The sequence below is a fragment of the Cyanobium sp. ATX 6E8 genome (genome assembly GCF_024346335.1).
Classification (GTDB): domain Bacteria; phylum Cyanobacteriota; class Cyanobacteriia; order PCC-6307; family Cyanobiaceae; genus Cyanobium_A.
This window is the reverse complement of the sequence record NZ_JAGQCT010000013.1, coordinates 12623-26491: the sequence shown is the minus strand read 5'-3', so window position 1 is coordinate 26491 and position 13869 is coordinate 12623. Positions and strand designations below refer to the sequence as shown.

Sequence of the window (13869 nt, the reverse complement as noted above, 5' to 3'; positions counted from 1 at the left end):
ACTGTGAAAGCCAGTGCTGGATCCACCCTGCCGGAGGAGCTCACAACAGCTAGGCCCAGCGGGTCACCACCAGCTCAATAGTGCCGTCCTGTTGCTGGATCTGCTCACTCACCTGGAAGCCCTCCTCGGCGGTGGCCGCCAGGATGGTGCGCAGGGCATAGCGCTGGTTGAGCTGGGCGATGAAGCGCTCGACCGGCACCGGCTGCTTCCACAGATCCAGGTCTGTTACGAGCTCATAGCTCCCGGTTTCCGGGTTGAAACGAAACCCGATGTCGGCGCCGTTGGGCTGGGCCACTGCCAGTTGGGCCTCCAGCGTCTGGCCGCGGTAGCCGCGCACCGGCAAGGCGCCCTCGCGAGGGTCGAGGCCCAGATCCCGGAGCGCCTCCAGCAGGGCCTGGCGATCGCGGAGCTCGGTCTTGATCGTGCTGAAGTGCGACATCGGTTCAGGAGCAGCGACGGTTTACAGGGAGGTGGGATTGGCCAGGGATTGCCCTAGGGGCTGGACCTCGCCTTGAACCTGGTCGTGGGACTGGAAGGCCGCGGCCGTGCGCTCACGCTGTTGTACAGCCCCGAGCCGGGCCTCGATCCGCTCGGTGAGCTGCTCGCAACCCAACCCCCGCACCCCTTCCACCAACTCTTCAACGCGGCCATCGGGCCGGATCCGAAAACTGATGGTGTACTGATCCATCCCAGGCCTGGACAGGTTTATACATGTTAGCCGCGATTTCTGATGGCTGGGCGAGAGGCTGGGCCCGGGGACGCGTCAGCTTCGTCAGCGTCAGCTGAGCAGGCCCTCATCCACCAGCGTCTGCAGGCGTTCGAGCACCTCGGGTTGCTCCAGCTGCTCGAGGGCCAGCCGCGCCTCATCGCGCACGCTCGGCTCCGCGTCGTGAAGCATGGCGTGCAACAGCGATTCCACCACCACCTGCTGGCGGGGCTGCACCAGGTCGCCATAGAGGCGACCCAGGGCCCAGGCGCTGTTGCTGCGCACGGCCGGCTCGCTATCGATGCGCAAGCTCAGCAGCAACTGGGCCGCCGCCGGATCGGCCTTCGCCGCTCCGGTGGAGCCCGCCTCCGCCAGAGAGCTCGCAGCCCAGAGGCGCACGGCGGCGATATCCACCTGGAGCGAGCGGATCAGGGGATTGAGCACCGGCGCATCCGGGTAGTTGCCCAGGCTCCAGGCCACCGCCTTGCGCACATAGCCGTTGTCGTCGGAGCCCAGCAGGGCCAGCAGCGGCTCCACCGCCAGGGGGCTGGGGTTGCGGCCCAGGGCATACACCGCACTCATCCGCAGGATCGGGCAGCTCACCGCCAATAGGGGCAACAGCAGCGGCAGGGCCCGCGGATCGCGGTGCTCACAAAAGATGCGCAACCCCTGCATGCACTGCTCGTGGGTGCTGCCGCCAGCCTCAGCGCGCAACAACACCAAACCCTGGTCGCATTCAGCGGCCACGTCGCTGGCCGTTGGATCGCTGGTCTCCAGGTCGTCGAGGGGATCGCCGAGCAGCTCCTCCGCCAATTCCTGGGCCAGCACCTCAGGGTCGAGGTGCAGCTGCTGGGGACTGTCGCCGAAGGGCCCTGACGGCTGGTCAGGCTGGGGCTGATCGGGCTGCGGGGAAAGGCTCACGACGGGGACTCAGCCGATCGGGGCGGGGGCAGCCATGTCGCCGGGCAACCAGATCCGAGCACTCACGGCAAAGAGCGCCAATCCGAACAGCACCACGATGGCGGCCGGCAGCAGGGTGGAGCGAAAAAATTGCACAGCCTTGGGGGTGAGCGAGCGCCTGGACCCATCATCGCCCCTAGTGTTCGCCGAACTGCCCCCCGCTTGATGGCCCCGTCCTCCGGCACCTGGCGGCGCTTCACCGCGGTGGCGGCCGAAGGGGTGGCCAGCGGCACGCCCTACATGGTGGGCACCAAGCTCCTGCAGGGCTGGCTCACCGCCTCCGGCGTGCCGCTCGGGCTGATCGGCCTGTTGGCCTACGCCGAACTGCCCTACACCTTGAAGATGTTTTGGGCGCCGGCCCTGGATCGCTGGCCGATCCCCTGGCCCGACCGGCGGCGGGGCTGGCTGCTGCTGCTGCAGCTGCTGCTGGTGCTGGTGATCGCTGCCATGGCCCTGCTGCGGCCCAGCCAGGATCCCGCCAGCCTGACGGCCATCGGCCTGATGGCCCTGCTGCTGGCCCTGGTGAGCGCCACCCAGGACATCGTGGTGGATGCGTACCGCACCGACCTGCTGCCCGAACGGGAGCGGGGTGGCGGCGCCGCCGCCACCAACCTCGGCTACCGCGGCGCCATGCTCGCCATCGGCGCCGGTGGCTTCATCCTGGCCGGCCGCAGCGGCTGGCCCCTGGCCTTCCTTGGCTCGGCGGTGCTGATGCTGCTGGTGGTGCCCTTCACCCTGACGGCCCCGAAACTGCCGCCGATCCAGCACCAGGTGTCCAGCCTGCGCCAGGCGGTGGCAGGGCCGGCCTGGGAGTTCCTGCACCGCACCGGCCCTGGCCGAGCCTTGATGTTGCTGGCCCTGGTGCTGCTCTACCGCTGGCCCGATGGCCTGCTCAACGTGATGGCCGTGCCCTTCCTGATCCAGCAGGGATTCCCGCCGGAGGTGGTGGGCTCGGTGCTGGCCGGCTGGGGCATCGGCGCCACCATCGTCGGCACGATCCTCGGCGGCATCCTGTTCGCCAGGTTGGGCATGAACCGATCGCTTTGGGTGTTTGCCCTGGTGGGGGCGGCGGGAAACTTGTCCTACTGGGGCCTGGCGAGCTTCAAGGGCGGCATGCCGGCCCTGCTGATGGCGGTGGGGCTGGAAAACCTGGGCGGCGGGCTGGTGGGCGCTGCGTTCGTGGCCCTGCTGATGAGCCTCTGCAACCCCCGCTTCTCCGCCACCCAGTACGCCCTGCTCTCTGGGGTCTACGCCCTGAGCCGCTCGGTGCTCTCCGGCCAAGCTGGTTTTGTGGCCGAAGGTGTGGGCTGGAGCAGTTTCTTCCTGCTCACCGTGGCCTCCTCCCTGCCGGCCTTCCTGCTGATGGCCTGGCTCACCCCCTGGAACGGCGACGGGGCCAAGGGGGCCTTCGATCCCGCCAAAGACCCCACCTGATCAAGCCGGCTGCAGGCTCCCCTCAAGCCGCCGGCGCAGCTGGCCGCAGGCGGCGTCGGCATCGAGACCCCGACTGGCGCGCACGCTCACGGCCACATGACGCTGCTGCAGGGCCTGGCGAAAGGCCTCCACCGCGCCGGGAGCCGGCCGCTGGAATTCCTCCTCGGCGATCGGGTTGTAGGGAATCAAATTGACATGGCTCTGGAAGCCCCGCAGCAGCTGGGCCAGGGCGACGGCATGGCGGGGCTGGTCGTTGAGCCCGCCCAGCAGGATGTATTCAAAACTCACCCGCCGGCCGGTGATGGCCACATAGCGGCGACAGTCGTCCAGCAAGGCCTCGAGCGGATAGGCATGGGCTGTGGGGATCAGCTCTTCGCGCAGCCGCTGATCCGGCGCATGCAGGCTCACCGCCAGGGTGAACTGGGCGCGGCCCAGGCGCTCCAGGGCCCGCTCGGCCAGGGTGGGCAGGGTTTTCGGCACCCCCACGGTGCTCACCGTGATCTGGCGCTGGGCCATGCCCAGGTCGGTGCAGAGGCAATGGATCGCATCCAGCACCGCCTCGCTGTTGAGCAGGGGCTCGCCCATGCCCATGAACACCACGTGGCTAGGGCGCGCATCCATCACCTCGCGCACGCTGAGCACCTGGTCGACGATCTCGTGCACCGCCAGAGAGCGCTGAAGGCCGCCCTTGCCCGTGGCGCAGAAGCGGCAGGCCATCGGGCAGCCCACCTGACTGCTCACGCAAACCGTGAGCCGTCCCTCGGCGGGGATGCCAACGGTTTCGATGCTGAGGCCGTCGGCCGTGCCCAGCAACAGCTTGGTGGTGCCATCGCGGGCCACGCTGCGGTGCAGCTCCCGGGAGCGGCCGATCCAATCGAAGGCCCCAGAAGGGGGTTGGGCCGCGAGGTGCTCGCGAAAGGCTTTGGGCAACACAGTCACCCCCTCGAGGCTGCGAACCCCCTTGGCGTAGAGCCAGTCGTGCAGTTGACGGCCGCGGAAAGCGGCCTGGCCGTGGGCGGTAGCCCAGTGCTCCAGCGCCGGCAGGCCCATCCCCAACAGGGGCAAGGCAGGCGCAGCCGGCTCGGTGCTCAAGGCCAGATCAGCAGCCCGTGCCCCAGCTTCCATTCCACGGCCACCAGGGCAATAAAGCCCAGCATGGCCAGGCGGCCATTGAGCAGCTCGGTGTGGGTGTGGAAGCCGAAGCGGGGCAGCCGGCGCTGGGGCACCGGCGTGTTCAGGCTGGTGCGCAGGGAATTAGCCATGGTGATCACTCATCGGTGAGCAGTCCCTCTTCCTGAAGACCCTCGAGAGCTGCAGGATCGGCGATCAGCTCCTCCTCCAGGGCGTCATCCAGGTTGGGGCGGGTGAACGCCGCCAGCCCGCTGGCACTGGCCTCGATGCCATGGCGGCTGCGGGTGGCCTCCAGATCCGCATCGGAGGGATCGTCAAGCACTGCCATCGACGCGGCCGGAGCCGGCATCTCGACGGTGTAGTCGGGACGCAGGTTCTGCATGCGGCGATAGCCCATGGCATCTTCCTCGAGGATGTCGGGATGGGGGCCGGCCTCAGCCCGCAGCTCCTCTTCGAAGCCGCTGAAGCCGGTACCAGCCGGGATCAGACGACCGATGATCACGTTCTCTTTGAGGCCACGCAGCCAGTCGCTCTTGCCCTCGATGGCAGCTTCGGTGAGCACCCGGGTGGTCTCCTGGAAGGAGGCCGCCGAGATGAAGCTGTCGGTGTTGAGCGAGGCCTTGGTGATGCCCAGCAGCACCGGCGTGAATTCGGCGGGAGCCCCACCGGTGATCGCCATGGCGCTGTTTACTTGCTCCACCTGACGCAGCTCGATCAGCTCACCGGGCAGCAGGGTGGTGTCCCCGGCGTCCTCAATGCGCACCTTGCTGGTCATCTGGCGCACGATCACCTCGATGTGCTTGTCGCTAATCGAGACGCCCTGGCTCTTGTAGACGTTCTGCACCTCGGTCACCATCCGGAACTGCAGCTTGGAGATCGCCTCCTGGGCCGCTTCCATTGTGGGCTTGCGGCTGCGCAGGTCTTCGAAGAAGCACTCCAGCAGCTCGTGGGGGTTGATCGGGCCGTCGGTCAGCGACTCACCGGCGCTCACCTGCTGGCCATCGCTCACCATCACGTTGCGGCCCAGCAGGATCGGGTACTCGGTGATGGCGTCGTCATGCTCAATCACCGAGACGGTAATGGAGTCGTCGTCTTCGCCCTGCTTGATCTGCACGGTGCCACTCTTGCGGCAGAGGATCGTCGATTCCCGCGGACGGCGGGCTTCGAGCAGTTCCTCAATCCGGGGCAGACCCTGCACGATGTCACCGGTCTTCTGGCGCTCAAACACGAGCAGGGCCAGGCCATCACCCCGCTGCACCAGCTCGCCGTCGCGCACGTGCAGCACCGAGTCGGGCGACACCATGTAGGGGCGGCCCAGGCGGATGGTGAGGGTGCTGCCGTTGATGGCCTCCACCTGCCCGCAGCAGGGGGCTTCGACACCCTCGGCCAGCCGGTCGCCATCCACAATCCGCTGGTCGAGGCCGACCTCAGGCTTGGCCGAACCCAGTTCGATGGTGCGGGTGTCGCCGTCGCGCTCCACGATCAGGCGGCGGATCGGTTCGCCATCGACCAGATCGGGCAGCTGCACCACCCCATCTTCTTTGCAGAGGATCTGGGTGGTGGCCACCACATCTCCACGCTTCACCGCGATTCCATCTTCCACCTGAAGATCGGTGTGGGTTGAACCATGGCTCGCATCGGAGAGGGTGTCGCGCCGCACAAGCAGGGTTTCCAGGATGGTGAGCTGCAGGCGCTCAATCGTCTTGGCCCGCTTGTCGGACACGGCCTCCACATCCACCGTCATCTGGGGGGTGGTGTCGATGGTTTCCAGGATCAGTTGCGTGCGCAGCAGCTCAACGCCATCCACGCTCTTGATCAGCTCGCCATCCTTGAAGGCCAGACGCTGGGTGGCCTTGAGGTTCAGCGAGGGGCCGCCGGACTGCTTCACCGTGCCCAGCTCAGGCAGGTGGGCTGCATCGGGGATGGCGTACTCCTCCACCGGGCGCAACAGCAGCGCGCCGCCATCCGGTGTATCGACCGCCTCGACGAACACCATGGCCTCGGTCTTGAGCCCCTTGGTGATCTCTTCGCCCGGAGTCGCCATCTTGCCATCGGCATATTTGGCGAGGGTCTTGCTATCGGACACCAGATGCAAGGTGCCGGAGCGCACAATGATTTCCCTCAGAATGTCGTTCTTCTGGGTCACCGTGACGATGCCGGCGGTTTGGCTAAAGATGTCCTTCACCACCTCGGTGCCGGCTTCAATCCACTGACCGTCCTCGATCATCAACAGGGAGATGTCCTTGTTGATCTCGTGGGTTTCCTGGGGGATCCACAGCAGGGTGCCGCCCTTGCTCACCTCGTAGCCGTTCTTGGCGCTGCGGGCTTTCTTGATCGCTAGGCCGGGCGCAAATTTGACGGTGCCACCGGTTTGGGTGCGGAAACGGTCGTCGGCCAGCTCAGCGATTACTTCGCCATTGGCGATCTTGCTGCCGGGGGCCGTGTTGAGGCGGTAGCGGATGTTGTCCTTACCCTCCAGGTGCCAGATCTCACCGGAGTGGGTGGATTCGCCCACCAACTTGCAGTCCTTGAGGGTGAGGCTGGCGGTAACGATCTGCACTTCGCGGGAGTCGCCGGCGCTCTCCCGCAGGCGCACGGCACCGCCGTATTCGCTCACCAGGCGGCTTTCCGCCAACACCTCACCGGTGGTGACGGCCTTGTTGCCCTCTACCACGGGCAAGGCATTGGGGGGCAGGTTGTAGACATCGCCGCTGAACACCCACATCCGGCCCAGGCGCTGGGCCTTGAGGGTGATGTTGCCCTGGCGGTCGGTGACCTCCTTGGGCTGAATCGCGACCTCATAGCGCACCTGGCCAGCCAGGTCGCAGATCACATCCTTGGTGGCCTTCTCAACGCTCTTCTTGACCGTCACACCAGCCGCAATCTGGGCCAGGATCGTGTCACCGGGAACGGTGTCGCCGTCGGCCACAAACAGGATCGAGCCGTTGACGATGTCGAGCTTCTGGATCTTGCCCTTGCCGGTGGGTTTAACGGTGAGGGTGAAATCGGTTTCTGCGAGCTGGGCCTCCACGCCGTGGGGGGTCCGGAAGGGGCGCACCCGGGCCTTGGGACCGAATTCAACTGTGCCATCCACCAGGGAGCGCACCACACCGGTTTCAGCCGTGGACACACCACCGGTGTGGAAGGTCCGCATGGTGAGCTGGGTTCCAGGCTCACCGATCGACTGGGCGGCGACGATGCCGACAGCCTCGCCCAGATCCACCAACTGGTTGTGGGCCAGGGCCCAGCCGTAGCACTTGCGGCACACCGAACGGGAGGCTTCACAGGTGAGCGGGGAGCGCACCTTTACGGTTTTCACGCCACCGGCTTCGATCCGCCGCGACAGGGGGGCGTCGATCTCGCCATCGCGCTCCACCAGGGTTTCGCCGTCTTCAGCCACCACCGGCTCGGCCGCTAGACGGCCGATCAGCTTGCTGCCGAAAGCGCCCTTCTCATCGGCGTCGATCGGGATGCTGCGGGTGGTGCCGCAGTCGTCCTCGCGCACGATCACGTCCTGAGCCACGTCCACCAGACGCCGGGTGAGGTAGCCCGAGTCAGCGGTGCGCAGAGCCGTGTCGACGAGGCCCTTGCGGGCGCCGTAGGAGGAGATCACGTATTCCGTGACGGTGAGGCCCTCACGGAAGTTGGTGCGGATCGGCAAGTCGATGATTTCCCCTTGCGGGTTGGCCATCAGGCCGCGCATGCCCACCAGCTGGCGCACCTGGGACATATTGCCCCGGGCGCCGGAGTTGGCCATCATCCACACCGAGTTGAGTGGATCGTTGTCGTTGAAATTGCGGCGCACGGCCGCCACGAGACGTTCGTTCGTTTCGGTCCAGGTGTCGATCACCTTGGTGTGACGCTCCACCTCGGTGATCTCGCCGAGGCGGTAGCGCTCTTCGGTTTCGGTGATCTGCTCTTCGGCTTCTGCCAGCAACGCCGCCTTATCACCGGGGATGCGCAGGTCGTCGACGGAAATCGACACGGCCGCCTGGGTGGCGTAGTGGAAACCCAGGTCCTTCAGCTCGTCGGCCATCGAGGCCGTGGCGGCGGTGCCGTGGTGCTTGTACGCCCAGGCCACGAGGTTGCGCAGGGCCTTCTTGTCGATCACGCGATTGCGGAACGGCGGCGCCTGCTTGCTGAGGGCTTTGCTGGCGGCTACCGCGGCGATGGCGGCAGTTTCCAGGGCAGCAGCCTCGGCGGCCTTTTTGGCGCTCTTCTTGGTGGTTTTCTTGGCGGGGGTGGCGGTCATGGCTGCGCGCGGAGGAAAGACGAAAGGAGAAACGAAAAACGGGAACCCAGACCCTGGATTCGCAACGGCCGTCAGGTCGCAGCCACGGCGTCGATGATCGTGTGGTTGATCACCACGCGGCCCACCGTGGTGAGCAGATAACGGCTGATCAGCGCTCCGTCTTCATCGAAACGGTCGCGGCGGTACAGCCACTGCTCGATGCGGGTGCCATCGCTGAGGGTCTCTTCCTTCTGGGGCTGGTTGTCTTCGTCGTCGCTCTCAACCTCGCCGCTGAAGCGCACCCACACCCAATCGTGCAGCGACAGGTGCTTTTCTTCAAAGGCGTCGATGACGTCATCGAGGCTGGCGAAGGTTTTGGCGCGATCGCCAAACTCGGGCTTCACCGAGCCGGGCTGCTCCGCCGTGAGGTAGTACGCGCCGAGCACCATGTCCTGGGACGGAGTGATGATCGGCTCACCGGTAGCGGGCGACAGGATGTTGTTGCTGGCCAGCATCAACATGCGGGCTTCGGTCTGCGCCTCAATGGCCAGGGGCACGTGCACAGCCATCTGGTCACCGTCGAAGTCGGCGTTGAAGGCGGGGCACACCAGCGGGTGCAGCTGAATGGCGCGGCCATCGACCAGCTTCGGCTCAAAGGCCTGGATGCCGAGGCGGTGCAGGGTCGGAGCGCGGTTGAGCAGAATCGGATGCCCTTCGATCACCTCCTGTAACACCTGCATCACCTCATCATCGGCGCGCTGGATCAACTTCTTGGCGGCCTTGATGTTGTTGACGATGTTCTGGCGGATCAGGCGATGGATCACGAACGGCTGGAACAGCTCGATCGCCATCTCCTTGGGCAGACCGCACTGGTGCATCTTCAGCTTCGGACCCACCACGATCACGGACCGACCCGAGTAATCGACCCGCTTGCCGAGCAGGTTCTGACGGAAGCGACCCTGCTTGCCTTCAATGATGTCGCTGAGTGACTTCAGCGCCCGATTATTCGCACCCACCACGGTGCGACCGCGGCGACCGTTGTCGATCAAGGCGTCGACAGCCTCCTGCAGCATCCGCTTCTCGTTGCGGACGATGATTTCTGGAGCCAGGATCTCCTGCAGACGCGCCAGGCGGTTGTTCCGGTTGATGACGCGGCGGTAGAGATCGTTGAGGTCGGAAGTGGCGAAGCGACCGCCGTCGAGCTGCACCATCGGGCGGAGATCCGGGGGGATCACCGGGATCACATCCAGCACCATCCATTCGGGCCGGGCCCCGGTGGCGATGAAGTTGTCGATCACGCGCAGGCGCTTGATCAGCTTGGCCCGCTTCTGGCCTTTGCTGGCCGCGATGTCCTCCCGCAGCTGCTCAGCGGTTTCGTTGAGCTCGAGATCTTCCAACAGTTGCTTCAGCGCTTCGGCGCCGATGCCCACCATGGGCTCATTCTCGATCTCCGAATCCTCGGCGTAGATCTGATCTTCAATCTCCAGCCACTCATCTTCGGTGAGCAGCTGCTTGTAGGTGAGGTCCTTGTGGTCGCCCGGATCGAGCACCACATAGCAGTTGAAATAGACGATCTGCTCGACATCGCGCAGGGGCATATCCAGCAGTATCGCCACGTAGCTGGGAATGCCCTTGAGATACCAAACGTGGGACACGGGTGCCGCCAGCTTGATGAAGCCCATGCGGTGGCGCCGCACCCGGCTCTCGGTCACCTCCACACCGCAGCGCTCACACACGATGCCGCGGTGACGCACCCGTTTGTATTTGCCGCAGTGGCATTCCCAATCCTTGGACGGGCCAAAGATCTTCTCGCAGAACAGCCCGTCCATCTCGGGCTTCAGCGTGCGGTAGTTGATGGTTTCGGGCTTGGTGACTTCACCCACCACCTGACCATTGGGCAGCGTGCGCTGCCCCCACTGCATGATCCGCTCAGGCGACGCCAAGGTGATCTTGACGTAGTCGAAGTGGTTTTCGGTGCGGAGGTTGCTGTTGGACATCGGCTTGGAGCTCGCGGAGATCGAGAGAGGAAGGAGTGGCACGGCAACGCCCAGAGGAGCGGTCCGCGATCAATCAGCGATCAGTCGTCGTCATAGTCCGCGACGCCGAGGGATTCGTAGGTGGGCCGGCTGGGGGTGCTGCGGCGGGGGTTGACGTCCTGCATCAGATCCACTTCTTCGCCGGCATCGGTGTACACGGCGATATCGAGACCAAGCGACTGCAGCTCGCGCATCAGCACCTTGAACGACTCGGGAGTGCCGGGGCGGGGAATCGGCTTGCCCTTGACGATGGCGTTGAGCGCCTCGTTGCGGCCCTGCATGTCGTCGGACTTGACGGTGAGCAGTTCCTGCAGGGTGTAGGCGGCGCCGTAGGCCTCGAGGGCCCACACCTCCATCTCACCCAGGCGCTGGCCGCCCTGCTGGGCCTTACCGCCCAGGGGCTGCTGGGTCACCAGCGAGTAGGGGCCGGTGGAGCGGGCGTGGATCTTGTCGTCCACCAGGTGCACCAGCTTGAGGATGTGGGCATAACCCACGGTCACCGGCTGGTCGAACGGTTCGCCGCTGCGGCCATCGATCAGCTGGATTTTGCCAGGGTTTTCCGGGTCGTAGACCCAATCCTTGCCAGGCAGCTTGGCCGCCTCTTCCAGGTAGGCCTGCACCGTCTGCTTGCTCTTCTCGGCACCGTGCATCTCGTCAAAGGGCACCACCTTGACGCGGCAGTCGAGGTGCGATGAGGCCCAGCCCATCAGGCACTCGAACACCTGGCCCACGTTCATGCGGCTCGGCACACCCAGGGGGTTGAGCACGATGTCTATGGGGGTGCCGTCAGGCAGGTAGGGCATGTCCTGCTGGGGCAGGATCCGGCTGATGATGCCCTTGTTGCCGTGGCGGCCGGCCATCTTGTCGCCCACCTGGATCTTGCGGCGCTGGGCCACATAAACCCGCACCACCATGTTGGCGCCGGGCGGTAGTTCATCGCCCTGCTCGCGGGTGTAGATGCGCACGTCCACCACGCGACCCCGCTCGGTGCTGGGAACCCGCAGGGAGTTGTCGCGCACATCGCGGGCTTTCTCACCGAAGATTGCGCGCAGCAGCTTCTCTTCGGGGGGCTGGTCGGATTCACCCTTGGGGGTCACCTTGCCCACCAGGATGTCGCCGCTTTCGACATAGGCGCCGATGCGGATGATGCCCATCTCGTCGAGATGACCCAGGCTCTCCTCGGCCACGTTCGGGATTTCCCTCGTGATCTCCTCAGGGCCAAGCTTGGTCTGACGGGCCTCGATCTCGTACTTCTCGATGTGAACCGAGGTGTAGAGGTCGTCGTGCACCAGCCGATCGCTGAGCAGGATCGCGTCCTCGTAGTTGTAACCCTCCCAGGGCATGTAGGCGATCAGCACGTTCTGGCCAAGGGCGATCTCGCCGCCCTCGCAGGCAGAACCATCGGCCAGCACCTGACCGGCAATCACGGGATCGCCCTGACGCACGATCGGACGCTGGTTGAGGCAGGTGTCCTGGTTGGAGCGCTGATACTTCTGCAGGTGGTGCACATGGTCGGTGCCCTGCTCATCACGGATGACGATGGCGGTGGCATCGACGAAGGTGACCGTGCCGTTGACCCGGGTGATCGGCACCATGCCGGAGTCGCGGGCGACCTGGGTTTCCAGGCCCGTGCCCACCAGGGGACGCTCGGGGCGGAGCAGGGGCACCGCCTGACGTTGCATGTTGGAGCCCATCAGGGCCCGGTTGGCGTCGTCATGCTCCAGGAAGGGGATCAAGGAGGTGGCCACCGAGATCACCTGCACCGGCGAAAGCTGGACGTAATCGACCTGCTCAGGGGGCACCTTCTCAAAGTCCTGGCGATAGCGCACAGGCACCAGATCTGCAGTGATGTAGCCATCGGCATTGGTGGGCACGTCGCCAGGAGCTACGCGGCACTCATCCTCGAGATCGGCAGAAAGGTAGATGGGATTACCGCTTTTATGAACGATGCCCTCTTCCACCCTCCAGAATGGCGTCTCGATGAAGCCGTACTCATTGACTCGGGCGTGGGTGGCCAGCGAACCGATCAGACCGGCGTTCGGACCTTCCGGCGTTTCGATCGGGCAGATGCGCCCGTAATGGGAGGGGTGGATGTCGCGCACGGCAAAGCCGGCCCGTTCGCGGGTCAGACCGCCTGGGCCGAGGGCACTGATGCGGCGCTTGTGGGTGAGCTCCGCCAGGGGGTTGGTCTGGTCCATGAACTGGCTCAGCTGGCTGGAGCCAAAGAACTCCTTGATCGCCGCCACCAGGGGCTTGGGGTTCACCAGCTGGGCAGGGGTAAGCGATTCGGTTTCGCCGACCGTCATGCGCTCTTTAATGATGCGCTCGAGGCGATTCAGGCCGACGCGCACCTGGTTCTGCAGCAGCTCGCCGACGGAGCGGACGCGGCGATTGCCGAGGTGGTCGATGTCATCGAGGCAGGCACCGCCCACATCGAGCTCAAGGTTGATCAGGTAGTCGATCGTGCTCAGCACGTCCTCAGGGGTGAGGGTGCGCACCGCATCGGGAATGGTGAGGCGCAGCTTTTTGTTGATCTTGTAGCGGCCCACCCGACCCAGGTCGTAGCGCTTGGGGTCGAAGAAGCGGCTGTGCAGCAGGGTCTGGCCGCCGCTGACGGAGGGGGGCTCACCGGGACGCAGCTTCTTGTAGAGCTCCAGCAGGGCCTGGTCTTCCGAGGAAATGCCCTCGTCGTTGGCCGCCTCGATCGACTTCTGGTAGTACTCGGGGTGCCGCAGCTTGTCGAGCACATCGTTGTCCGACAGACCAATGGCCCGCATCAGCACGTGGGCGTTGATCTTGCGGGTCTTGTCGACGCGAACGTGCAGCAGGTCGTTCTTGTCAGTCTCGAACTTCAGCCAGGCACCGCGATTGGGGATCAGGCTAGCGTTGAAGGTCTTGCGGCCGTTCTTGTCCTGCTCGTCCTTGAAGTAGACGCCGGGCGAGCGGACGATCTGGTTGACGATCACGCGCTCGGCGCCATTGATGATGAACGTGCCGCGTTCGGTCATCAGCGGCAGTTCGCCGATGAACACCTCCTGCTCCTTGATTTCGCCGGTCTCCTTGTTGACCAGGCGGCAGGTGACATACATCTGGGACGCGAAGGTCGCGTCACGGCGCTTGGCCTCTTCCACATCGTGGCGGGGGCGCTTCAGACGGTACTCGCTACCGATGAAGTGCAGCTCAAGCTTGCCGGTGTAGTCGGTGATCGGCGAAAAGCTCTCGAGCTCTTCGATCAACCCCTTCTCCAGGAACCATTTGAAGCTGGCGCGCTGCACCTCCACCAAATCGGGCAGGTAAGTAACGGTCTTAGCGACCTGGATCGCGCTGCTCATGCGGTGAACCTGCAGGAACGGGTGGGAAAGGACTGGCCG

10 protein-coding genes are annotated in these 13869 nt (G+C 65.2%); 1 reads left to right on the top strand and 9 read right to left on the bottom strand.

Features of this window, described 5'->3' with window-relative positions:
• Positions 1-49: 49 nt before the first annotated feature.
• The 4 genes from KBY70_RS10825 to KBY70_RS10810 form a co-directional block, all read right to left on the bottom strand.
• Positions 50-439, bottom strand: coding sequence for a DUF1257 domain-containing protein (locus KBY70_RS10825; RefSeq protein WP_254988512.1), 390 nt, complete (start codon positions 437-439; stop codon positions 50-52).
• A gap of 21 nt (positions 440-460) precedes the next feature.
• Entirely contained in the window at positions 461-688 is a 228-nt protein-coding gene (locus KBY70_RS10820; RefSeq protein WP_254988511.1) for a DUF2997 domain-containing protein, read from the bottom strand.
• 90 nt (positions 689-778) lie between these two features.
• Entirely contained in the window at positions 779-1627 is an 849-nt protein-coding gene (locus KBY70_RS10815) for a HEAT repeat domain-containing protein (RefSeq protein ID WP_409996055.1), read from the bottom strand.
• A 9-nt stretch (positions 1628-1636) separates the two neighbouring features.
• On the bottom strand, positions 1637-1762 hold the full coding sequence (locus KBY70_RS10810; protein WP_254931229.1) for a hypothetical protein: 126 nt from the start codon (positions 1760-1762) through the stop codon (positions 1637-1639).
• Between the two features lie 69 nt (positions 1763-1831).
• Between KBY70_RS10810 and KBY70_RS10805 the strand changes: the two genes are divergently transcribed.
• Positions 1832-3100, top strand: a complete 1269-nt coding sequence (locus KBY70_RS10805) for an AmpG family muropeptide MFS transporter (protein WP_254988510.1) — start codon at positions 1832-1834, stop codon at positions 3098-3100.
• On the opposite strand, the gene rlmN is transcribed toward KBY70_RS10805, so the two are convergent.
• The 5 genes from rlmN to rpoB all read right to left on the bottom strand — a co-directional run bounded on the left by rlmN (position 3101) and on the right by rpoB (position 13830).
• On the bottom strand, positions 3101-4150 hold the full coding sequence (gene rlmN, locus KBY70_RS10800) for a 23S rRNA (adenine(2503)-C(2))-methyltransferase RlmN (protein ID WP_094561569.1): 1050 nt from the start codon (positions 4148-4150) through the stop codon (positions 3101-3103).
• 38 nt (positions 4151-4188) lie between these two features.
• The gene (locus tag KBY70_RS10795; RefSeq protein ID WP_094561570.1) at positions 4189-4362 is read right to left on the bottom strand and encodes a chlorophyll a/b-binding protein; all 174 of its coding nucleotides are present in this window, start codon (positions 4360-4362) and stop codon (positions 4189-4191) included.
• A gap of 5 nt (positions 4363-4367) precedes the next feature.
• Complete coding sequence (locus KBY70_RS10790) at positions 4368-8483, bottom strand: DNA-directed RNA polymerase subunit beta' (protein WP_254988509.1); 4116 nt, start codon at positions 8481-8483, stop codon at positions 4368-4370.
• Positions 8484-8554: 71 nt separating this feature from the next.
• Complete coding sequence (locus KBY70_RS10785; RefSeq protein ID WP_254988508.1) at positions 8555-10459, bottom strand: DNA-directed RNA polymerase subunit gamma; 1905 nt, start codon at positions 10457-10459, stop codon at positions 8555-8557.
• Positions 10460-10539: 80 nt separating this feature from the next.
• Positions 10540-13830 carry a DNA-directed RNA polymerase subunit beta gene (gene rpoB / locus KBY70_RS10780; protein WP_254988507.1) on the bottom strand — a complete coding sequence of 1097 codons (3291 nt, stop codon included), beginning with the start codon at positions 13828-13830 and terminating at the stop codon, positions 10540-10542.
• Positions 13831-13869 lie beyond the last annotated feature (39 nt).

What these genes read in the sequence shown, in the direction of transcription:
- KBY70_RS10785 (WP_254988508.1), bottom strand. Translation starts at nt 10,459, where the DNA reads ATGTCCAACAGCAACCTCCGCACCGAAAACCACTTCGACTACGTCAAG.
- KBY70_RS10805 (WP_254988510.1), top strand. Translation starts at nt 1,832, where the DNA reads ATGGCCCCGTCCTCCGGCACCTGGCGGCGCTTCACCGCGGTGGCGGCC.
- KBY70_RS10790 (WP_254988509.1), bottom strand. Translation starts at nt 8,483, where the DNA reads ATGACCGCCACCCCCGCCAAGAAAACCACCAAGAAGAGCGCCAAAAAG.
- KBY70_RS10825 (WP_254988512.1), bottom strand. Translation starts at nt 439, where the DNA reads ATGTCGCACTTCAGCACGATCAAGACCGAGCTCCGCGATCGCCAGGCC.
- rpoB (WP_254988507.1), bottom strand. Translation starts at nt 13,830, where the DNA reads ATGAGCAGCGCGATCCAGGTCGCTAAGACCGTTACTTACCTGCCCGAT.
- KBY70_RS10795 (WP_094561570.1), bottom strand. Translation starts at nt 4,362, where the DNA reads ATGGCTAATTCCCTGCGCACCAGCCTGAACACGCCGGTGCCCCAGCGC.
- KBY70_RS10820 (WP_254988511.1), bottom strand. Translation starts at nt 688, where the DNA reads ATGGATCAGTACACCATCAGTTTTCGGATCCGGCCCGATGGCCGCGTT.
- rlmN (WP_094561569.1), bottom strand. Translation starts at nt 4,150, where the DNA reads ATGGGCCTGCCGGCGCTGGAGCACTGGGCTACCGCCCACGGCCAGGCC.